The following is a 21639-nucleotide window of genomic DNA, read 5'->3' on the forward strand; positions in this document are numbered from 1 at the left end:
GGCAAACTCTCTTATTCTGGCCCGCCATATACCGCTTCGCCAGAAACACCTATCGCATAAATCTGATTGCAGCGTTCAATTTGCCAAAAGGCGCTGGTCCTTTTATGGAGAACGGATGACCGCTGAAACCAACACGATCCGCATTCTTGTCGACGCCGATGCCTGTCCGGTGAAGGCTGAAATCTATCGCGTCGCCGAGCGGCACAATCTTCCGGTGGTGCTGGTTGCCAACAGTCACATGGCAATCCCGCGCGATGCGGAGCGGGTGGAACGGGTTATCGTATCGGACAAGCTGGACGCGGCGGACGACTGGATCGCAGAAAATGCGCAACCGGGGGCAATCGTCATCACCGCCGATATTCCGCTCGCCAGCCGCTCGCTTGAAAAGGGCGCATCGGTTATTGCGCCCAATGGGCGCGTTCACACGCAGAGCACCATCGGCAACACGCTTGCGACACGCAATCTGATGGATTCGCTACGCTCCGCCGGAGAAATCACCGGAGGCCCCGCGCCATTTTCACCGAAGGACCGCTCGGCCTTTCTGTCGGCGCTCGATCTCGCCATTGTGCGTCTGAAACGGGCCGGTTTTACCTCAGCTTGACCGGATCGTTGCAGTCGCAACACCAGCGCCGATCAGCAAGGTTCCGCCCGCACGGTTGAAAATCCGCAGGGCTCGCTCGCTGGCAAAGAAGCGCCGCGCCCGCGCCGCCGTCAGCGCATAAGCGAAGGCATTGAGGAAGGCGAGCACCAGAAATGTGCTCTCAAAAACCAGCATCTGGGTCAGAAAATCCCGATGCGGGCTGAGAAACTGCGGCAGAAACGCCACGAAGAAGGTGATGCTTTTTGGATTGAGAGCTGTCACCAGCCAGGCGTGAACCAGCATCTTTGCCGGATGCACCTTGTCATGCCGCGCCTTGGCGTTCATCGTACCGCCTGCCCGGAATAGCTTGATGCCCAGCCAGACGAGATAGGCAGCGCCTATCCATTTGACCGCCGTGAACACCGTTGCAGAAGCCGCAAGCAGCGCGCCCACGCCTAACATCGACAGGGTCATGGCCGTAAAATCGCCAAGCGCCACCCCCACCGCCATCGGAAAAGCCGTCTTCCAGCCCTGCCCCAGCGCATAGGAAACGACGAGCAGAACCGTCGGCCCCGGAATGATCAGAAGCACGATGGATGCAGCGGTGAATGCCAGCCAGACGTCGAGGCTCATGGGATGTCTCCTTCGAAAAAGGAGCAAGCCACCAATTCCGGACTTTGTCGAGAGCTAAAGTTTCTGCGCTGCTTCGATCAGTTTCATGGCGTCAGGCCCTTCCCATGGAGCAGGACCGTTCATCGATGCGATCTGACAGCCTTCCTTGTCGACCAGAAGCGTGACAGGCAGGCCGAAAGCGAGGTTTTTCCGCTTCAGCTCATTGAAGCTCGCCATGGTCGCATCGCGGTGCAAAGCAAGATTCTTGATGCCGATTTCGCTCAGAAAGCCCTTCGGCTTGTCGTCGGAACCTGTGTCGATATTGATCGCCACGACATCGAAATCATTGCCGCCCTTTTCGGCCTGCAATTTGTCGAGGGCGGGCATTTCCTCGCGGCATGGCGCGCACCAGGTCGCCCAGAGATTAACGAGAAGCGTCTTGCCCTTATAATCACCAAGCGTCATCTGCTTGCCGTCGGGGCCGGTGAAAGCCAGATGAGCAACGGAAATCGGTTTTTCCGCCGGGCGCATGGCAGCCACGCCACCGGTTGCAGCCGCGTCCAGCCCCTTCAGGGAATCGGCCTTGAGGGCACATTGGGCGGACGCTTCGTCATTTTCGGACGAAACATTAGCGGCTACCACATTGCCAGAGGGGCGCTCCATCACGTATACCGCCCCAATACCGGCAATGACACCGGCAAGGGCTGCAAGAAGGACGATCTTGCGATTTCCCGATTTCGCCTTTTCGTTGTCTTCTGCCATGTCGCGTCACTTCTTTCTATTATCCGGCCAAATCGTCACTCGGGGCATATGAGCATGAGCGAACAAAAATCAAGCAATCAGATGTGGGGCGGCCGTTTTGCCTCAGGACCCGATGCGATCATGGAAGAGATCAATGCATCGATCGGCTTCGACCGCAAGCTCTACGCGCAAGACATTCAAGGCTCGCTCGCACATGCAGCCATGCTCGCAAAGACGGGCATCATTACGGCAGACGATCACAAGCAGATCGAGCAGGGCCTGAAAACCATTCTCAAGGAAATTGAGGACGGCAAGTTCACCTTCTCACGCAAGCTCGAAGACATTCACATGAACATCGAGGCGCGGCTGGCTGATCTGATCGGCCCCTCCGCCGGACGCCTGCACACCGCTCGCTCGCGCAACGATCAGGTGGCCGTCGATTTCCGTCTCTGGGTCAAGCAGGAAATGGAAAAGACTGCCGTCGCCCTGAAAAACCTGATCGAAGCTTTTCTGGAGCGCGCCGAAGAACATGCGGCGACGGTGATGCCGGGCTTCACCCACCTCCAGACCGCGCAGCCTGTCACTTTCGGCCATCATTGCATGGCCTATGTGGAAATGTTTGGCCGCGATCTGTCCCGCGTGCGCGACGCAATCGAGCGCATGGATGAATCGCCACTGGGTGCCGCAGCCCTTGCAGGCACCGGTTTCCCGATCGACCGCCACATGACGGCAAAGACGCTCGGCTTCCGCGAACCGACGCGCAACTCGCTCGACAGCGTTTCCGACCGCGACTATGCGCTGGAATTCCTTTCGCTTGCATCGATCTGCGCCGGTCATCTGTCGCGTCTTGCGGAAGAAATCGTCATCTGGTCCACGCCGCAGTTCAACTTTGTGCGCCTGTCCGACGCCTTCTCCACCGGCTCGTCGATCATGCCGCAAAAGAAAAACCCGGATGCCGCAGAACTGGTTCGCGCCAAGACCGGCCGCATCAACGGTTCGCTGGTTGCACTTCTGACCATCATGAAGGGCCTGCCGCTCGCCTATTCCAAGGACATGCAGGAAGACAAGGAACAGGTCTTCGACGCTGCCGAAAATCTGGAACTCGCCATTGCCGCCATGGCTGGCATGGTGCGCGACCTGACCATCAATGTCGCATCCATGAAGAAGGCTGCCGGTTCGGGCTATTCCACAGCAACCGATCTGGCCGACTGGCTGGTACGGGAACTGGGCCTGCCCTTCCGTGAAGCGCATCACGTCACCGGCCGCGCTGTTGCTCTGGCGGAAAGCCGCAAGGTCGACCTCGCCAAGCTCTCACTGGAAGAGCTGCAATCGATCCATCCCGGCATCACCGATGCGATCTTCGGCTATCTCACGGTCGAGAAATCGGTCAAGAGCCGCCAGTCCTTCGGCGGTACCGCCCCGCAGGAAGTGCGCCGCCAGATCCGGTACTGGAAAAAGCGTATCGTGAAGGCGTGAGTGTCTGATCTAAAAGTCGCCATGCCGGTCTGCAAATGGCAATTTCTGCGCTTCCGGTGCTCACGTACCCAAAAGTACGCTGCGCTCCGGTTCTCGAAATCACCATTTTCGCCACGGCCTGTCGCTTTTTGATTCAAACACTGATCGCCGTTCAAGATAAAGTCATGTGAAATCATCCGGGCAACGGGTGATTTCACTCTTGAGAATTTTGCGTTACAGCTAGCGCAACCAAGATTTTGATTCAGGAACCAAAGCTGATGACAGGCCGCTCCGCTATTTCTACCGTGCTTATGATCGCCGCACTCGCGGCCACACTTGCCGCCTGTGGACGCAAGGGCCCGCTGGAGCCGCCGCCGTCATCACTGATCACCGACGATCAGGGGCATACCAAGCCGAAACCCAAGGAAGACAAGCCTTTCATTCTTGATAAGCTGCTCTAGTTCCCAGAAGGACTATCTTCCGTGAATCATTTTGAATATCGCGACGGCGTGCTGCACGCCGAAAATGTCAGCCTGCCTGAAATCGCCAATGCAGTCGGCACGCCGTTCTATGTCTATTCCCGCGCCACGATCGAGCGTCATTTCCGGGTGTTCAGCGAAGCTTTCGCCGACATGGAGCCGCTGGTCGCCTATGCGTTGAAGGCCAACTCGAACCTGGCGGTGCTGAAGACGCTGGCGAAACTCGGCGCCGGTGCCGATACCGTTTCGGAAGGCGAAATTCGTCGTGCGCTTGCCGCAGGCATTCCCGCCAGCAAGATCGTCTTTTCGGGCGTCGGCAAGACGCCGCGCGAAATGGATTTTGCACTGCAGGCCGGTATCTACTGCTTCAATGTCGAATCCGAGCCGGAGCTGGAAATCCTCTCGGCCCGTGCGGTCGCCGCTGGCAAGGTTGCCTCGGTATCGCTGCGCATCAATCCGGATGTTGACGCCAAGACCCACGCCAAGATCTCGACCGGCAAGTCTGAAAACAAGTTTGGCATTCCGCGCGTCAAGGCGCGCGAGGCCTATGCTCGTGCGGCGAGCCTGCCGGGCATCAACGTGGTCGGCATCGATATGCATATCGGCAGCCAGATCATCGATCTGGAACCCTTCGACAATGCCTTTGCGCTGATGGCGCAGCTGGTGACGGAATTGCGCGCCGATGGCCACAATATCCGCCATGTCGATGTCGGCGGCGGGTTGGGCATTCCCTACCGCACCGACAATAACCCGCCGCCGCTGCCCGTGGCCTATGCGGAGATTGTCGCCAAGCACATCAAGCCGCTCGGGCTGAAGACCGTTTTCGAGCCGGGCCGTCTGATTGTCGGGAATGCCGGTCTACTGGTGACGGAAGTGATTTTCGTCAAGGAAGGCGATGCGAAGAACTTCATCATCGTCGATGCCGCGATGAACGATCTCATCCGCCCGACGCTTTATGAAGCATTCCACGATATCCGTCCCGTCAAGCTGGCGAAGGACGATGCGCCGCGCATCCGCGCCGATTTTGTCGGCCCCGTCTGCGAAACGGGCGACTATCTCGGCCTCGACCGCGAAACGACCAAGCCAGCGCCCGGCGACCTGATCGCCGTCAGTACGGCTGGTGCTTACGGCGCGGTTCTGTCGAGCACCTATAACAGCCGCCTTCTGGTGCCAGAAGTTCTGGTGGATGGCGACCGTTACCATGTCGTTCGCCCACGCCACACTTACGAAGAGCTGCTTGCGCTCGATTCCATTCCGGACTGGCTGTAGTCCATTTGGATCATGGTCCATATTAATCATGGCCCAATTAATCATGGCAAAGCCTCGCCTTTGCCATGATGCATGTTATCCTGTCATTCGATTGCACACTGGCAGACAGAGCAGAAAGCCCGGATGACGGATCAAGGCCACGACAAGAAGGATAAGCCGCGATTGATGCGGGATGCCTTTTTGCGCCTGTTTTCAGGCGATGGCGCGCTGTTACGGCGTCTGCGTCTGCGCACCTTCCTGACTGTCGGGTTTGAGCGTCTGTGGCCGCTGGTCCTGCCGCTGATTCTGCTGGCAGCGCTTTTCGCAAGCATCAGCTGGTTTGGCCTGTTTGGCATGATGCCGCGCTGGCTGCATATCGCCGCGCTGACGATCTTCGCACTGGCGGGGCTGGTTGCGCTCTATCTCCCTTCCCGCTTCCGTCGACCGACCGAAGACGATGTCACGGCGCGGATCGAAGCGGTGAATGGCCTTGTGCATGAACCGTTGGCCGTGCAGTCCGGCCATATGGCCACCGGCACCCATGACCCTTTCTCGCAGGCTCTTTGGCGCGAACACCAGCGCCGCATGGCCGAACGGCTGAAGAACCTGCAATCCGGCCTGCCGCGACCGCGCCTTCCTGAACGCGATCCTTACGGACTGCGCGCCGCCGTGGCGCTGTTGTTCGTCACGGCGCTCGCTTATACGTCCAGCTCCGGCAGCGGGCGCATTGCCGATGCGTTTCACATTCGTCCGGGTGAAGGCGGTGCTGTTGCCCGTGTCGATGCCTGGGTGACGCCACCACGCTATACGGGCCGCGCGCCGGTTTTCCTGACAGTCAGCGCCGACAACGCCCGCAATGCCGACGCGATCACGGTCCCGGAAGGCAGTGTGCTTTCGGTTCGCGTCATCGGAGGCAGTTCGGAACGCCTGACCGCAACCAATGCAGAAGGCGAGCAGCGGGAAGTCCAGCCTGTCGCACCAAAGGAAGAGCAGACGGAAGCCAAGGGGCTGAGGCCGGTACAGACGCCGGAAGAAAGCGCTGTCGAGGGCAGCCGCAACTTCCGTTATGATTTGCGCGAAGACGAAACCCTGACGCTTTCCGGCACCGACGCGCGCTGGAAATTCGCGGTGACGCCGGACACGCCGCCGACAATCCGCTTTACCAAGGAACCCGGCCGAGCGCTGAACGGCACGCTGCAACTCACCTATGAAATCGATGACGACTATGCGCCGGCCAAGGCTTTTGCCGAAATCGTGCCGCTGGAAATCGATGAAGACGAAGAGGCCGCCCCGCTTTACGAAGCACCCGAACTGCCGCTCGCACTGCCACGCCGTGGCGTGAAAGAAGCCACCACCTCGAAGGACCTGACCGAACATCCATGGGCTGGCCAGAAAGTGGCACTGACCCTCGTCGTCACCGACGCGGCGGGTCAGGTTGGCCGCAGCGAAACCAAGGTGATAACGCTTCCCGAACGCCCATTCAGCAACCCGCTCGCACGCGCAATTGCCGAACAGCGGCGTATTCTGGCGCTTGACGCCAATCAGCGTGATCACGTGCTGGACATGCTCTCGGCGCTGATGCTGCGCCCGGAAGAAACGATCAAGAACGCCGCGCATTATCTCGGCCTCGTAACCATCCGCACAAAGCTTCGCCTGGCCCGCAGCGATGATTCGCTGCGTGATACCGCCGATTACATGTGGCAGGTGGCGCTGGGTATTGAGGACGGCAATCTTTCGGCAGCTGAAAAACGTTTGCGTCAGGCGCAGGAAGCGCTCAAAAATGCCCTGCAAAACGGTGCCTCTCAGGAAGAGATCGAGAAGCTCACCGCCGATCTGCGCAAGGCGATGCAGGACTTCCTGCGCGAATTCGCCCAGCGCCAGCAGCAGAACCCGAATGCACGCCAGTCAGCGCCCGATCCCAATGCGCGGATGCTGACGGAAAAAGATCTACAGCGCATGATGGACCAGATCGAAAATCTGGCCCGTCAGGGTTCCCGCGATCAGGCCGAACAGCTTCTCTCGCAATTGCAGGACCTGATGAACAATCTGCAGATGGGGCAGGCGCAACCCGGCCAGCAAGGTCAGGGACAGCAGGGCCAGCAAGGCCAGATGCAGCAGCAGATGAACAAGCTTGGTGATCTGATGCGTCGCCAGCAGCAGATGATGAACGAGACATTCAATCTCGACCAGCAACAACAACGCCAGTTCGACAGCAATCCGGGTGCCGGTGAAGAGGGCGAAGGCGAGGACATGGAAGGCCTGTTCCCCGGCGATGACGGCTCCAAGGGTGGCGGCTCGCAGCAGGGCGGCCAGACTGATGAAAAGACGGCTGAGGCCATGCGCAAGCTGCAACAGCAACAGCAGCAATTGCAGCAGGAATTGCAGAAGCTTACAGAAGACCTGAAAGGCATGGGGATTGAACCCGGCAAGGATTTCGGCGATGCCGGAAAATCCATGGGCAATGCTGCCGAAGCGCTCGGACGCAATGAGGGCGCGGAAGCCAATGACAATCAGGGCAGCGCTCTCGACGCCCTGCGCCGTGCCGGGCGCGATATGATGCAGAAGATGCAGCAGGCGATGGGACAGGACGGCCAGCAGGGTCAGGGCGCGAATGGCTCTCGTGGTCGCGATCCGCTCGGACGCCAACAGGGAATGGGAGCCGATGACGGCAGCGGCACCAAAATTCCGGGTGAAATCGATATTCAGCGCGCACGCGAAATTCTGGATGAAATCCGCCGCAAGCTTGGCAATGCGCTGACGCCGCAGATGGAAAAGGAATATCTGCAGCGCCTGTTACAGTTCGATTAGAAGCTGTTTGGAGAGTTAATCCTTGACGTGTCCGACATAGGGCAACTGGCGGAACGAATGGGCCACGTCCATGCCGTAGCCGACGACAAAATAATCCGGGCATTCGAACGCGACGAAATCAGCCTCCAGATCAACCTTGCGACGCACGCTCTTGTCGAGCAGGACGGCGATGCTGACGCTGCGCGCACCGCGTTCCAGCATCAGTTCGCGGACGAATTTGAGCGTCTTGCCTGATTCCAGAATATCATCGATCAACAACACGTCGCGGTCACGAACTTCGCTGTCGATATCGCGCAGAAGGCGAACTTCGGTGCTGGTCGTGCCCTTGCCATAGCTGGAAACGGTGATGAATTCGACGTCCGGTTCCACGCCTGCATCATGCATGGCGCGGATGAGATCAGCTGCGAAAATGAACGAGCCCTTGAGAATGGAAATCGTCAGCAGATTGTGAAACTTGCGTTCGGCAATAGCCTTCGCCAGCTCAAGATTGCGACCGGCAATATCTTCCGGGCTGAACAGAACTTCTATCGTTTTGCCGCCGACTTCTGGCATTGTCGGTTCTCTCCTGATCGTTTGCTGTGCTTCTGGCTCCCGAAGTCGTTTCAGACTTTCGGGAGGCGCTCTCATGCAGAAGGCACGCTCTATAGCATGGTTTGAGAAAAATGCACCCCGCCTGTCAACAGGCTCAGGCTTATATCCATTTCCCGATGACAGGATTTGATATAGCGTGCCCGCATGCATCCGGACATTATCGAACTGCGCTCCTTTTACGACACGACACTCGGTCATTTGGCCGAGCGCGCCATACGCATGGCGATTGCGGGTCTTTGGGAACGCGTGCCGGGTGAGCGCCTCGTCGGAATGGGCTACTGCCTCCCCTACCTCGACCGGTTCAGCGCCGATACCGAGCGGACTTTTGCATTCATGCCAGCAGGGCAAGGCGCCATAGCCTGGCCTTCGGTTGACAAATCCAGCACCGCGCTGGTCTTCGATGAAGAACTGCCGCTGCCGGATTCCTCCATCGACCGCATCTTGATGGTCCATGCACTGGAATATGCCGAAAGCGCGCCCGAAACGCTCAAAGAAATGTGGCGCGTGCTGGCTCCCAACGGGCGGCTGGTGATCGTCGTGCCAAACCGACGCGGCGTCTGGGCCCGCTTCGAACACACACCTTTCGGCAGCGGTCGGCCCTATAGTCGCGATCAGCTTTCCACCTTGCTGCGTGAAGCCAATTTCACGGTCAACACCGTCAGCGACGCCTTGCATTTTCCACCCGCCACGCGCCGCTGGATGATGCGCCCCTGTCTGGCGCTCGAAGGCATGGGGCGGCGGCTGTGGCCGCTTTTCTCCGGCGTTCTGGTTGTGGAGGCACAGAAGCGCCTCTATCAGGGCCTGCCGGTTGCGCAGCGCTCGTCCCGCCGTGTTTTTGTGCCGGTGCTTGGAACTCCCGTCGGGGGCCTACGCAAAACAAAGCAGAAAGAAGCGGAAACCTGACGCTTTTCCCCTGAAAACAAGGTTTTTCTCGACTTCACGCCAATGGCGGTTTATGTCGCATCGGGGCTCAAAATCCCTTGAGCGTCCCGTTAAGCAACACTGTTCTTTTGGCGGAGCCAAAATCATGACCGATCAGCAAAACCTTTCCCGTCCCCAGCCCAAGGCCGGCCTGCTCAACATCGCAGCCTACGTGCCTGGCAAGGAACATGTGGAAGGCGTTGCCAAGGTCTATAAGCTCTCCTCCAACGAGACACCGATCGGTCCCAGCCCCCATGCGGTGGAGGCCTATCGATACGCGGGCGAAAAGCTGGAGCTTTATCCCGACGGACGAGCGCTCGCACTGCGGGAGGCCATTGCCGAAACGCAGGGGTTGAACATTGGCAATATCCTGTGCGGCAATGGTTCGGACGAGTTGTTGGGCCTGCTCTGCCAGACCTATCTTGCGCCCGGCGATGAAGCCATCATCACCGAGCATGGCTTTGCCGTTTACAAGATCCAGACACTGGCAGCCGGTGCAACGCCGGTGACGGTGAAGGAAAGCAATGAGCGCATCGACGTGGATGCCATTCTTGCTGGCATCACGCCGCGCACCAAGGTGGTCTTCATTGCCAACCCGGCCAACCCGACCGGCACCTATCTGCCGTTTGAGGAAGTGCGCCGCCTGCATGCGGGCCTGCCGAAGCATGTCCTCTTCATCCTCGATGCAGCCTATGCCGAATATGTGCGCCGCAACGATTACGAGGCTGGCCTCGAACTCGTTTCGTCGAACGAAAATGTCGTGATGACCCGCACCTTCTCGAAGATTCACGGTCTTCCGGGCCTGCGGATCGGCTGGATGTATGCGCCTGCCCATGTGATCGACGCGGTCAATCGCATTCGTGGTCCGTTCAACATGAACGCGCCCGCCATTGCAGCGGGCGCTGCGGCCATTCGCGATCGCAATCATGTCGAAAAGTCGGTCGCCTATAATGACACCTGGCTGAACTGGCTGACGGATGAGTTCACCAAGCTCGGCCTGCGGGTCACGCCTTCGGTAACGAACTTCCTTCTGATCCATTTCCCTGAAGACGCCGCGCACTCGGCGGACAAGGCGGATGAGTGGCTTTCCAAGCGTGGTTATATTCTGCGCCGCGTTGGCGGATACGGTTTCCCCAATGCGCTGCGCATGACTGTCGGACCGGAAGAAGCCAATCGCGGCGTAGTCGCCGCACTCACCGAGTTTTTAAAGTAAGATCAATGTCCACGATCCATTTTGATAAAATCGCGCTGATCGGTATCGGCCTCATCGGTTCGTCGCTGGCGCGCGTCATCCGTCGCGAAGGCCTTGCCAAGCACATCGCAATTGCAACCCGCAGCGCCGAAACCCTGAAGCGCGCCGAGGAACTGGCCCTCGGCGACAGCTACACCACCGACAGCGCCGAAGCGGTCAAGGATGCAGATCTGGTTATCGTCTCGGTGCCAGTCGGCTCTTCCGGCACCGTCGCAAAGCAGATTGCCGCAAGCCTGAAGCCGGGCGCCATCGTCACCGATGTTGGCTCCACCAAGGCTTCCGTCATCGCGCAGATGCAGCCCGAACTGCCCACCAATGTGCATTTCATTCCGGGCCACCCGCTGGCAGGAACGGAATATTCCGGCCCGGATGCGGGCTTTGCCGAGCTGTTCAACAATCGCTGGTGCATCCTCACGCCTCTTCCCGACACGGATGAAGCGGCACTGGAAAAGCTCACCGCCTTCTGGACAGCCTGCGGTTCACGGCTCGATCACATGGACCCGCAGCACCACGATCTGGTGCTGGCCATCGTCTCGCATCTGCCGCATATCATCGCCTACAACATCGTCGGCACGGCCAGCGATCTGGAACAGGTGACGAAATCGGAAGTGATCAAATATTCCGCATCCGGCTTCCGCGATTTCACGCGTCTGGGGGCATCCGACCCGACCATGTGGCGCGATGTCTGCCTGCACAACAAGGACGCCATCCTTGAAATGCTGGGACGGTTCTCGGAAGACCTTGCGTCCTTGCAGCGCTCGATCCGCTGGGGCGATGGAGAGGCATTGTTCGACCTCTTCACCCGCACCCGAGCGGTACGCCGCGGCATTATCGATGCTGGTCAGGAAGTGGATGCACCGGACTTTGGCCGTCAGGCTGCGACGCGCACAAGCGAAAAGAAGTAAGACAACAGATAGAGCGGTTCCGGTTAAAACTGAATCGTGGAACCGCTCTATCTATTTGTTTTTACGCATTATCCTACGCAAAATCGCTACGCACTTTTGCTGGAAATGCTCTAGGGCAGTAAAAACATACTGCCCTACTCCCTTATTCCCCTACAACGCTGGCAACCGCCCAAGTGGAATGAACCCGGCATTGGCCCTGCCCTTGCGAACGGCAATCTCCAGCGTGGGATTGCCGTTTTCGTCTTTCGGCATGGCTGAAAGCGCGAAGAGGATGGTAGCGATATTGCTGCCCTGTTCCGGGAAAACCGTTTGGCCTGCCTGCGCCAGCGACTGCGCATTGACCAGCGTCAGCTTCACATCTGCATTGATTAGCCCGTCATCATCGACGGAGAACGGACCGGTCAGCGACACCATGGCCCCATTGGGCATGGAGAGAAATGCCTGGTGGATGGTGCCGCTACGGCCGCGCAGGCGCTGACTGAAATCGGAAGAGCCCGACGCCAGAAGCGTAGCGGCATCAGCGATCTCGATATCGGCAACGCCGTCGATCTCGGGGCTCTTGGCATTGCCAATCACGGGTGCTGCAAGCTTCAGCCCAGCAAAGCGGCCTGCCAGTTTCAGCGCACCATCGACGGCGCTCATGCTGAAATCCATCTGTTCCAGACTGCTCAGCGGTTCTGTCGTTGTGGTTTCTGTGCGACGGCCAACCACGACGTCGCGGGCTTCAAGCGCAATCTCGGTCGGAAACGGGCGGGCAAGGCGCGTGTTGGAGTTGAACTTGCTCCAGTTGACTTCAAGCGGTTGCAGGCCGGGGAATTCGATAAAGGCAGGTCCAGTCAGATCGTTGCTGAGTGAGCGCGGCGCATAGACAGGTGAGCCGGAGGTGAAACGTCCGGCGCGGAATGCCATTCCAGCGCTCGGCTTCTGCCAGGAAATGCTGTCGCAGACGACATTGACGCGGAGTGGATAGCCGCTGGTGCGCAGATCTTCGCAGCGCACGCCGATGCCCTGGGCCGAAAGTTTGGCCATATCCGCCGTCGCGCGGGTTTGCAGGCGGTCGGCCACATAGAACCACCCGGCTGTATAGCCAGCGACGAGAACGATCAGGAAAATTCCAAGCGCAATCGGTCGCTTTCTGGACTTCCGTTGCCCTGTTCCAGCTTCCGTCCCGGGATGCATCATCGAAAAACCTTATGTCGGTCAGAGAGTTGAGCCTGAGAAGCGGCAAAGCCGCCAGCGACGCATCTTTCGATACACTGTTTTGCTCAACCTCACTGGTGGCCATATTATGGCAGGATTGAGTCTTGTGAAGTGGAGCTTCAGAAAAAACGAGGGATATCCATCAATTACCGATGGAAATCGAACAAGAGACGACAAATATTATACCATCATGACAAAGCACATTGATGAGAAGCGAACGAGTGATTTTTGGGTTTTCGGCTACGGCTCGCTGATGTGGCGTCCCGGTTTCGCGCATGTGGAAACCGTTCGCGCCCGTCTGCACGGCTATCGTCGCAGCCTGTGCATCTATTCGCATTTTCATCGCGGCTCACCCGACCATCCCGGACTCGTGCTTGGCCTCGATGCGGGCGGCTCCTGCCTTGGCATGGCCTTTCGGGTTCCGGGCGAGATGACCGACGAGGTTATGGTCTATCTGCGAGAACGTGAATTATCGAACAATGTCTATCACGAAAAGAAGCTGCGGCTGCGCCTTCACGACGGGCGCGATGTTCAGGGGCTGGTTTATGTAGCCGACCGCCGCCATGTGCAATATGCAGGCGCGCTCAAGGCCGAGGATGCGGCAGCGATTGTCGCCTCCGCGCACGGCGAGTCCGGCGCAAATATCGATTATGTGGCCAATACGCTGAAGCATCTGCGCGACATGCGCGTGCGCGACCATGCGCTGGAGCATGTCGGCAGTCTGATTGCCTCGAAATCACACCAACCGCGTGATTTCGACTGACAGGACGCGTCAAAGGATAATGATCATCCCCTGATCGCGAGAATGGATTTCGCCAGTCCGGCAATCTTCTCAAATTCGATCTGCGCATCCGGGAAGAGCTTGCGCACCTGGCCTGTGGTCAGAAGCCGGATCGATTCCACATGAAAGCGGGCCTCGTCGGCGCTCTTCTGCCGCTCGAAAAAACCGAGCCGCATCTTGGTCATCAGCCAGATGCGCACGGGCACCGGCAGCCACTGAAATCCGATAAAGCGGAAATGCGGCTCGTAAGGAAACCAGTAATTGGGCGTCTGCATATAATAGCGCTTGCCCAGCCTGCGGGTGTTCTCAGCAAATCGTGTGATGGCAGCCCAGTCGCCAACATGTTCAATGACCGAGTTGGAATGAACGACATCGAACGCCCGCCCGGCAAACAGCGCCGGATCGGTCGCGTCGCCGACCAGAAACGTGAAAGTTTCCGTGTCTTTCTCTTCCTGCTCTTCGGGATTGATCAGCGTGAAATGCAAACGGTCGCGATTGGCCTCGATAAAGGCTTCGCCGATCAGCCAATATTTTTCCGATCCGCCGAGATCAAGTATCTCGACTTTTTCGCCTTCCGGCTTTTCGGCAAGCGCGGCTTCGATCAACTTCTGGATATGGGCAAACCGTTTGGCGCGGAAAGAAAACTCGATGCTTTTGCGGTCCTTATAGGGATCGCGACCATTTTCTGAAATATTCATTGCCGTTTTATCCGTTCAGCCATACACCAGCCAGCGCTGTTAAGTTCACTTGGCATTTATTACAGAGCATAGCAACACTGCACAGAATGTTAGTATGATCTAATTTTTTGTTCGCATATCATCACAGCTATACTGACTATATGGCGATCTGTGAATAAATAGGACCATAACGGGATTGAAGGGCGCTTTCGCACGGCATTTCGGTGACGAAAGTTGAGCCGACACTCTATCGGGCACTTGTCCTTAATCGCAGCAATCGCTACATCTCGGCCAATCGTCAAGGAGACAGACACTCATGATTGCATTGTTCCGCACCATTGATCTGGCGCTCGACATCTACACGTGGATCATCATTGCCAGCGCCATCTATTCGTGGCTCTATGCGTTCAATGTCGTCAATTCCGGCAATCGCTTCGTGGCCTCGGTCGGAGAGTTTCTCTACAAGGTGACCGAGCCGGTTCTGCGCCCGATCCGCAATCTCTTGCCTAATCTGGGCGGGATCGACATTTCGCCGATCATCCTGCTCCTGATCATCTTCTTCATCCGCCAGTTCATGTGGACGACGCTGCTGCCGCTCTTCCTCTGATCGGCAAACCAAAGCTCAAAAGCAAAAGCGCCCAATAATCCTTCGGGGATCATTGGGCGCTTTTGTTTTAAACCATACTGCAAACCGGCGATTGCTCGACCGGATTATTTGCCCTTGGCGCGTTCGATCGCTTCGACGATGAACTTGCGAGCATAGTCTTCATCGCCCCAATCGCCGATCTTGACCCACTTGCCGGGTTCCAGATCCTTGTAGTGCTCGAAGAAATGCGCAATCTGCTTCAGCGTGATTTCCGGCATATCCGTGTAATCATGGATCTTCTCGTAACGGCGCGTCAAATGCGGCGACGGAACGGCGATGATCTTTTCGTCCTTGCCGGAATTGTCTTCCATGACCAGAACGCCGATCGGGCGGACATTGATCACAGAACCCGGTACCAGCGGACGGGTGTTGCAGACGAGAACGTCAATCGGATCGCCGTCTTCCGACAGCGTATGCGGTACGAAACCGTAATTGCCCGGATAGGTCATCGGCGTGTAGAGAAAACGGTCAACGATCAGAGCCCCGGACTTCTTGTCCATCTCGTACTTGATCGGCTGGCCGCCGACCGGAACTTCGATGATGACGTTGACGTCTTCGGGAGGATTGGTTCCGATGGAAATGGCATCAATATTCATGATGGGTCCTTTCGTGTCGCGCTCTGATACCGGGTTTCATGTTTCCGTGCAAGAAAAACGAAACTCCAACAAAACGCGACTAATTGTCGTTTAACTTAAGTTGAACATGAAGGCTTCGGACGTTTAACCGCGAGGGGAAACGCCCAGCTCCTTCAAGCGTTCAACAGCTGTCGGTGGCATCGGGGGTGGGTTGGGGTCGCGGCTTGCCGCAACCAGAAGCTCATCGCAAGCCGTCTCCGTTGTTTCGATCAGGCGGCGCAGAAACTCTTCCTTTTCAAGCCCCGGCGGAATGGGGGGCAGAACACGGCAGCGAACGGTGCCCGGAAAACGCAGGAACTTGCGGCGCGGCCAGTAGAGCCCGGCATTATGCGCAATCGGCAAGACCGGCAGATCGAGCGCATCGTAAAGATGCACGATGCCGTATTTATATTGCGGCGGCGCACCCGGCGACCGGCGCGTGCCTTCGGGATAGATGAGGATCTGACGTCCTTCGGCGATGGCCTTTTCCGCGCCCTTGGTGATCGAATGCAGCGCCTTGACGCGCGATCCACGATCCACCGGGATCATCTCCATCTTGGCGATGTACCAGCCAAACAGCGGAATGCGCATCAATTCGCGCTTCAGGATCAGAACCGGATCGTCCAGATAAGGCAGGAAGGCATAGGTATCCCAGGCCGACTGGTGCTTGGGCGCGCAGATATATGCCCCTTCCGGAATATTCTCGAGCCCTTCGATGACGTAATCCGTACCGACAATGACCTTCTGGAGCCACAGATTGACCCGTGCCCAGAGCTTCGGCACGATCCATGCCTTCTTGCGCGGCAGCAGGAAATAGAACGGCGTATAAAGGACCATCTGCACTAGTGTGCAGATGTAAAACGCAGCGTTGAAGAGGATCGAGCGCAGGTAGAGAAGCATCGTGTCGGCGAGTATCCCGGCTAGAGCACATCCCGAAAAGCACGAAACGGCTTTCGGACGTGATGCGCTCAAAACAAACAGTCAGACCATAATCCCGAAAAACTGTCAGGCCTTCGTTTTCCGAAATCTCGGGCACTCGTATATCAGGAACTGCCCCATTTTCCATACAGAAAACGGTGACTGAGCGTCGGGATTTTCCAGTTTGTTACCGATTGATCTTCTGACCGGCCACACCGTCAAGAATATCGAAGCCGAATACCTCCGACGCGCCAACGCGTACGACAGCGCCCAGATATTTGACATATTCCACGAAGAGCACGCGCAATGTGTCGCCCTCGGCCACCCAGCTTTGCTCGCGACCATCGCCATTTACCACCGGATAGGGCACGAATTCCACGTCCTTCATCCGATAGGACATTTCCAGAATGCTGCGCGGCATATGATAATTGTTCGTAACGACGATGACCCGGCGATAATTGTTGTTGCGAATCCAGTGCTCGCTTTCCTCGGCATTGCCGACGGTGTTGCGCGCCGAACGGTCGAGATCGACACAGCAATCGAACAGGCTCGGATCGGCATGCGTCGCACGCTGGATGGATTTTTCATTCGTGGATGGGTGCACGCCGCTGATCAACAGCCGCTTGCCGCGCTTTTCCTGCAACAGATCAACCGCCGCCTGAATGCGGGACTGCCCGCCGGTCAGAACGACGATGCCATCGGCCGGCTGATCGATCACAGGCGGCGTCATGCTCGTCACCTTCTCGCCAAAGGCGACAAAGCCGACGAGAAAAGCCAGAAGCAGCGTAAAAAGCACGATGGAGATGGGTTGGAAACGTCTGAGCATACGCATCATGACAGACCACAGGAATCTGGCTGGCGCAAGCAGCAAGGATGAAGGGGCAACAACAGGGGGACTGCGCCGCCAGACCACGGCGCCCGCATGCATCTCATCCGCTGTTCGTTTCTCTGCCACCGCATCGTTACTCGCCCGGTATCCGCCGCCCAATGCGCGCGCGATTCGTCCGTCGTTCCTCTGGCTATCATACGCAGCATTGCGGCGATAACTCGGAAAGCTACCAGGAATTCGCGTGCGACGGTGCGTATTTGGCCAAAAGATTGTCATTCGGAGCGTACTCCCGGACCATCCATGGTTGCGAGTTGACGGATAACCGTCAGGCGGCTGGTCAGCATAGTCAGAACACTGACCAGAATGATGATGGCTGCGGCACCGAGATAGCCGCTGCGACCGATGGCGAAACTGCCGAACATGGCCGCAGCCTGATCGCCTTCGGGCGTCGCCATATGGCGCGAAGCCCACCAGGAAAAGATCAGGAAGACCAGCATGGCTGCGGCACCGCCGAACAAGGCGCCCTTCAGCGCCGTGCGGAAGAAATGCCATTCGAATTCGCGCGCCACGAATTTCGATTCCGCACCGATGAAATGCAGAACCTCGATAATGTGGCTGTTGCCAGACATCGCCCCGCGTGTGGCGAAAATGACGGTGAGAACGGTTGCCGCAATCACCAGCGAAAGAACCGCCGTACCGACCAGAACCGTCGTATGCGCCATAGACACCAGCCGATCCACCCATGTCCGGTGATCGTCGAAACTTGCTGCCGGAATAGCGCGGGTCAGTTCCGTGCGCATGGTGCCGAAATCGGGCGGCGCACTTTCATCGATGGTGACCACGACAAGGCGCGGCACGGGCAGTTCATCGATATTGAGGCCAGTGCCAAGCCATGGCTCCAGCAGGCGAGCAGTGGCGTCCTTGTCGATGATGTTCGTCGCTTTCACGCCTGCAAAGCCGCGTGCGATGTCGCTCGCCTGCTGCAAGGCCTTTTCAATATCCTGCCCTTCAACCGGGCGGATCTGGATGGTCGCCTCGCGCGCAATCTGGCTCTGCCAGGCGGCAGCCGATGCGCGAACTAGCGACACACCACCCATGGTCAGGCAGGCGAGAAACGTCATGATCGCGATAACGGTCACCAAAGCGGTGCCGGTAACACTTCCATCGGGCACAATCGGGCTTGGCCCTTTGCGCTGTCGGCGCTTACCGACCCGCACCAGAACCATATCCTTCAGGTCTTCGAAACGAACCTTCAGATCATCCTGAATTTTCTGCCAGCCGCTTGGACGGCCACTACGGGTGTTACTCATAGATATCGAGCCGCCCGTGTTCGAGAATCATGCGGCGCGCATTGACCTGATCCATCAGGGAAAGATCGTGCGTGGCGATGATGACAGCGGTGCCTGAGCGGTTAAGCTCTGTAAAAAGGCGCAGCAGACGCTTGGCAAGCGGCGGATCGACATTGCCGGTCGGCTCATCAGCCAGCAGCAATTCCGGCTGATCGATAAGCGCACGCGCAATGGCGGCACGCTGCTTCTCACCGCCAGATAGAACCGGCGGCAAAACGCCCATCCGGTCGCCGAGGCCAACCCAATGCAGCAGTTCTTCCACCTCATGCCGGTAGGTGGCTTCTTCCTTGCCGCGCACCCGCAACGGAAGCGCCACATTCTCGTAAGTGGTCATATGGTCGAGCAGGCGGAAATCCTGAAACACGATGCCGATACGGCGGCGCAACAGGGGCACTTCCCTGTGATCGAGACGCGCCACATCCTTGCCGAACACGTTGATCAGACCGCGTGTCGGCTTCAGCGCCATGAAAAGAAGGCGCATGAGCGACGTCTTGCCAGCGCCCGAAGGGCCAGTCAAAAACTGGAATGAACGCGGCGGTATGTGGAAACTGACATCCTTCAGGATTTCAGGTCCCATTCCATATCTCAGGCCGACATTCTCGAAACGTATCACCGGTCAGCTTCTCTTTGGTTCCTCGCGCGCGCGAAGCTTTCGCACACGCATCAATATCGGTTTGACCTTTACCCTCTATGGTTAATCTTGCGTTAAATCCGACCCATTCGGCCGTTAAAAATTTCGCGAGCGAAGCATTAACCATTTTGCGGCAGCCTAGGCGGCTGGAATGACCGAGAAAACGCAGAGGAAGATGACTTCATGATGGCGAAGCAATCATCAGGCAGAGGCAGTGCGCGCGGGCAGCCGCATGCGGCAAAGCCTGCTGGCTGGCGTCTGTCGTCTGCCGCTGAAGTCGAGGACGCTGAATTCGAAACCGTGCTGCCGGAGCGACAAACGCTCAAGACGCCGCGCGCGTTGCCGGGTTTCAGCCTTTTCCGAAAACCGGATCGTCCGGCGATTGCTACCGAAACTGCCAGCAGCCCCGGAGCCGCCTATTGGGTTCTGGTGGCTTTCTGCGCAACCACCGCTTTCTGGATGGCAGGCGGATATACGATCATGACCAGCAGGCCATCGGATATCACAGCCACCGCGTCGCCGTCGTTGCCGCTAGTTTCTGCGCTGAAAGTGACGGACATCACCACCAATATTGCTGAGCGCGCCGAAGGCAATGTGCTGAATGTCGGTGCCAGCATCAGAAACGAAGGTCATGAGAACCGGCTGCCACCAGCGCTGATCGTCAGCATCACCTATAGTGACGGACAAAAGCGCGAACGCCTGTTGGAACCCGTGCGCACCAGCATCGGGCCCGGCGGCAACATCCGTTTCGAAACGATGCTGCCTGCCCTGCGCGGAACGATTGAGAAAGTCGATATACGGATGGCGAGCCCGGCCTGATTGCCGGGCGCGGGGCCCCAGTATTCCGAAACCGCGACCTTACTGCCAGCAGCCGAGATTGCGTCCCTTGAGATTGTGGGAATCGATATCGACGACAAGCTTCGGATCCTGACGCAGCAAAACCATCGTCGTGCGTTGCTTAAGATCGATCTTCTGCCATCCAGCGCATTCCGTCGGCATAGGCGTGGTGTCAATCTTGACCTTTTCCGTCCATGCGGTTGCGGTGCAGCCCGACAGAACGGAAATCAGCGACACTGCCACAGCGCCACCCAATAGGGCTTTCGATCCTCTGGTCTTCGGATGCGTGTTCAAACCGCAAACTCCCTGTCATGCTCTGCGACAGCCTTTGAAAATGGCTGTTCTTCGGTTGCGGGCCTGCCCCGTGCCTACTCTTCGCTTATAACGCGCATGCTGCGCCCTTCGCAATGACCCCGGCACAGAAGACCATGGCCATGCCTCCATTGCAAATGAGGCGTCGGCGAAACCAGCGATAGGGATCCCATCAACGCGAAAACGCGACGCCGCGCTAAAAAAACTGCGCTTAATTTCATTTAAATGGGCAAATGAATTATCATAATAAATTCAATGTCTTGTGGGAATCATTTGTAAACAACATAATATAATTTGGATGAATTTGCGCCTTTACTGTTAAAACAGTTCTAACAAGCAAAGCATAGCAATCAATATTTGCCTTCAACAATATTGCCGGAAGAATATGACAAGGATATAGTTTTTGTTATCTGATTCGCTTTCGGCCAGTTTCACTACACCAACCTTGGGGATTTCCATGTTGAATAAACTATCGGCTGAGTTTTTCGGAACTTTCTGGCTGGTTTTCGGCGGCTGCGGCAGCGCCGTGCTCGCTGCAGCTTTTCCTGAACTTGGCATTGGCTTCCTTGGCGTCGCCTTTGCTTTCGGCCTCACCGTCCTGACCATGGCTTTTGCTGTGGGCGGCATTTCCGGCGGCCATTTCAATCCGGCTGTATCGCTCGGCCTCGTCATCGGCGGCAGACTTCCGGCAAAGGATCTCATCCCTTACTGGATCGCACAGGTTCTAGGCGCCATCGTTGCGGCGGCTGTGCTCTATCTGATCGCTTCGGGGAAAAGCGGTTTTACGGCTGGCGGCTTTGCTTCCAACGGCTATGGTGAATTGTCACCCGGCGGCTATAGCCTGACATCGGCCCTGCTGATCGAAGTCGTCCTGACGGCGTTTTTCATCATCATCATTCTGGGTTCGACGTCGTCGATTGCACCGGCTGGTTTTGCGCCGATCGCCATTGGTCTTGGCCTGACCCTCATCCACCTGATCTCGATCCCGGTGACCAATACATCGGTCAACCCGGCTCGCTCCACTGGCGTTGCGCTCTTCGCTGAAACGGCGGCACTCAGCCAACTCTGGCTGTTCTGGGTTGCACCTCTGGTCGGCGCTGCCCTCGGCGCGATCATCTGGAAAGGCCTGCTTGGCAGAGATTGATCCGCCCTCCCGGATCGACTAGGCCGGCGTCAGTCGGCCTTTTTTTATTGGAGACTTGTCGTCCCTGGAAACGGGGACGAAACATTTGCCACCAAAAAGTGATTCCGAT

Annotated in this window: 23 protein-coding genes; 12 read left to right on the forward strand and 11 right to left on the reverse strand. The window is 57.6% G+C overall.

Annotated elements, in window-relative coordinates; all coding sequences use genetic code 11:
- Nucleotides 1-115 precede the first annotated feature (115 nt).
- Nucleotides 116-601 (forward strand): YaiI/YqxD family protein, encoded by a 486-nt coding sequence (locus FHW03_RS00215; RefSeq protein ID WP_182518844.1) that lies wholly within the window; start codon nt 116-118, stop codon nt 599-601.
- Here the strand turns inward: FHW03_RS00215 and FHW03_RS00220 are convergent.
- On the reverse strand, nt 593-1213 hold the full coding sequence (locus FHW03_RS00220; RefSeq protein ID WP_113533789.1) for a LysE family translocator: 621 nt from the start codon (nt 1211-1213) through the stop codon (nt 593-595). The genes FHW03_RS00215 and FHW03_RS00220 overlap by 9 nt on opposite strands.
- Before the next feature lie 54 nt (nt 1214-1267).
- A complete protein-coding gene (locus tag FHW03_RS00225; RefSeq protein ID WP_182518845.1) occupies nt 1268-1954 on the reverse strand; it encodes a TlpA disulfide reductase family protein in 687 nt (228 codons plus the stop codon).
- 54 nt (nt 1955-2008) lie between these two features.
- On the opposite strand from FHW03_RS00225, the gene argH reads away from it, so the two are divergent.
- The 4 genes from argH (at nt 2009) to FHW03_RS00245 (ending at nt 7923) form a co-directional block, all read left to right on the forward strand.
- On the forward strand, nt 2009-3409 hold the full coding sequence (argH, locus tag FHW03_RS00230; RefSeq protein ID WP_078337509.1) for an argininosuccinate lyase: 1401 nt from the start codon (nt 2009-2011) through the stop codon (nt 3407-3409).
- 257 nt (nt 3410-3666) lie between these two features.
- Entirely contained in the window at nt 3667-3849 is a 183-nt protein-coding gene (locus FHW03_RS00235; RefSeq protein ID WP_078337809.1) for a lipoprotein, read from the forward strand.
- A 21-nt stretch (nt 3850-3870) separates the two neighbouring features.
- Complete coding sequence (lysA, locus tag FHW03_RS00240; protein WP_182518846.1) at nt 3871-5136, forward strand: diaminopimelate decarboxylase; 1266 nt, start codon at nt 3871-3873, stop codon at nt 5134-5136.
- A gap of 123 nt (nt 5137-5259) precedes the next feature.
- Nucleotides 5260-7923 (forward strand): TIGR02302 family protein, encoded by a 2664-nt coding sequence (locus FHW03_RS00245; protein ID WP_182518847.1) that lies wholly within the window; start codon nt 5260-5262, stop codon nt 7921-7923.
- Between the two features lie 15 nt (nt 7924-7938).
- On the opposite strand, the gene hpt is transcribed toward FHW03_RS00245, so the two are convergent.
- Nucleotides 7939-8475, reverse strand: coding sequence for a hypoxanthine phosphoribosyltransferase (gene hpt / locus FHW03_RS00250; RefSeq protein WP_078337512.1), 537 nt, complete (start codon nt 8473-8475; stop codon nt 7939-7941).
- 183 nt (nt 8476-8658) lie between these two features.
- Between hpt and FHW03_RS00255 the strand changes: the two genes are divergently transcribed.
- The 3 genes from FHW03_RS00255 (at nt 8659) to FHW03_RS00265 (ending at nt 11592) form a co-directional block, all read left to right on the forward strand.
- Nucleotides 8659-9417 carry a class I SAM-dependent methyltransferase gene (locus FHW03_RS00255; RefSeq protein WP_182518848.1) on the forward strand — a complete coding sequence of 253 codons (759 nt, stop codon included), beginning with the start codon at nt 8659-8661 and terminating at the stop codon, nt 9415-9417.
- A 124-nt stretch (nt 9418-9541) separates the two neighbouring features.
- The gene (hisC, locus tag FHW03_RS00260) at nt 9542-10648 is read left to right on the forward strand and encodes a histidinol-phosphate transaminase (protein WP_182518849.1); all 1107 of its coding nucleotides are present in this window, start codon (nt 9542-9544) and stop codon (nt 10646-10648) included.
- 5 nt (nt 10649-10653) lie between these two features.
- The gene (locus tag FHW03_RS00265) at nt 10654-11592 is read left to right on the forward strand and encodes a prephenate/arogenate dehydrogenase family protein (protein WP_182518850.1); all 939 of its coding nucleotides are present in this window, start codon (nt 10654-10656) and stop codon (nt 11590-11592) included.
- A gap of 150 nt (nt 11593-11742) precedes the next feature.
- On the opposite strand, the gene FHW03_RS00270 is transcribed toward FHW03_RS00265, so the two are convergent.
- Nucleotides 11743-12771 (reverse strand): DUF2125 domain-containing protein, encoded by a 1029-nt coding sequence (locus FHW03_RS00270; RefSeq protein ID WP_182519400.1) that lies wholly within the window; start codon nt 12769-12771, stop codon nt 11743-11745.
- A gap of 211 nt (nt 12772-12982) precedes the next feature.
- On the opposite strand from FHW03_RS00270, the gene FHW03_RS00275 reads away from it, so the two are divergent.
- Nucleotides 12983-13555, forward strand: coding sequence for a gamma-glutamylcyclotransferase (locus FHW03_RS00275; protein WP_182518851.1), 573 nt, complete (start codon nt 12983-12985; stop codon nt 13553-13555).
- A 23-nt stretch (nt 13556-13578) separates the two neighbouring features.
- Here FHW03_RS00275 and FHW03_RS00280 read toward each other — a convergent pair whose 3' ends face one another.
- Nucleotides 13579-14271 (reverse strand): SAM-dependent methyltransferase, encoded by a 693-nt coding sequence (locus tag FHW03_RS00280; protein WP_182518852.1) that lies wholly within the window; start codon nt 14269-14271, stop codon nt 13579-13581.
- Nucleotides 14272-14566: 295 nt separating this feature from the next.
- Between FHW03_RS00280 and FHW03_RS00285 the strand changes: the two genes are divergently transcribed.
- Complete coding sequence (locus FHW03_RS00285; protein WP_182518853.1) at nt 14567-14857, forward strand: YggT family protein; 291 nt, start codon at nt 14567-14569, stop codon at nt 14855-14857.
- A 104-nt stretch (nt 14858-14961) separates the two neighbouring features.
- Here FHW03_RS00285 and ppa read toward each other — a convergent pair whose 3' ends face one another.
- The 5 genes from ppa to ftsE all read right to left on the reverse strand — a co-directional run bounded on the left by ppa (nt 14962) and on the right by ftsE (nt 19183).
- Complete coding sequence (ppa, locus tag FHW03_RS00290; RefSeq protein WP_078337519.1) at nt 14962-15492, reverse strand: inorganic diphosphatase; 531 nt, start codon at nt 15490-15492, stop codon at nt 14962-14964.
- A 123-nt stretch (nt 15493-15615) separates the two neighbouring features.
- Nucleotides 15616-16410 (reverse strand): 1-acyl-sn-glycerol-3-phosphate acyltransferase, encoded by a 795-nt coding sequence (locus FHW03_RS00295; RefSeq protein WP_182518854.1) that lies wholly within the window; start codon nt 16408-16410, stop codon nt 15616-15618.
- A 205-nt stretch (nt 16411-16615) separates the two neighbouring features.
- On the reverse strand, nt 16616-17533 hold the full coding sequence (locus tag FHW03_RS00300) for a YdcF family protein (RefSeq protein ID WP_182518855.1): 918 nt from the start codon (nt 17531-17533) through the stop codon (nt 16616-16618).
- Nucleotides 17530-18567, reverse strand: coding sequence for an ABC transporter permease (locus tag FHW03_RS00305; RefSeq protein ID WP_182518856.1), 1038 nt, complete (start codon nt 18565-18567; stop codon nt 17530-17532). Before FHW03_RS00305 ends, FHW03_RS00300 begins: the two co-directional genes overlap by 4 nt.
- A complete protein-coding gene (gene ftsE, locus FHW03_RS00310; protein WP_210277118.1) occupies nt 18560-19183 on the reverse strand; it encodes a cell division ATP-binding protein FtsE in 624 nt (207 codons plus the stop codon). The genes FHW03_RS00305 and ftsE overlap by 8 nt, the downstream gene beginning before the upstream one ends.
- Before the next feature lie 237 nt (nt 19184-19420).
- Between ftsE and FHW03_RS00315 the strand changes: the two genes are divergently transcribed.
- Nucleotides 19421-20056, forward strand: a complete 636-nt coding sequence (locus FHW03_RS00315; protein ID WP_182518858.1) for a hypothetical protein — start codon at nt 19421-19423, stop codon at nt 20054-20056.
- Between the two features lie 39 nt (nt 20057-20095).
- On the opposite strand, the gene FHW03_RS00320 is transcribed toward FHW03_RS00315, so the two are convergent.
- Nucleotides 20096-20329 (reverse strand): hypothetical protein, encoded by a 234-nt coding sequence (locus tag FHW03_RS00320; protein WP_377514024.1) that lies wholly within the window; start codon nt 20327-20329, stop codon nt 20096-20098.
- Nucleotides 20330-20843: 514 nt separating this feature from the next.
- Between FHW03_RS00320 and aqpZ the strand changes: the two genes are divergently transcribed.
- Nucleotides 20844-21530 carry an aquaporin Z gene (aqpZ, locus tag FHW03_RS00325; protein ID WP_182518860.1) on the forward strand — a complete coding sequence of 229 codons (687 nt, stop codon included), beginning with the start codon at nt 20844-20846 and terminating at the stop codon, nt 21528-21530.
- The last annotated feature ends 109 nt before the right edge of the window (nt 21531-21639 follow it).

Origin of the sequence: Ochrobactrum sp. RH2CCR150 (assembly GCA_014138095.1) — a bacterium.
GTDB lineage: Bacteria > Pseudomonadota > Alphaproteobacteria > Rhizobiales > Rhizobiaceae > Brucella > Brucella gambitense.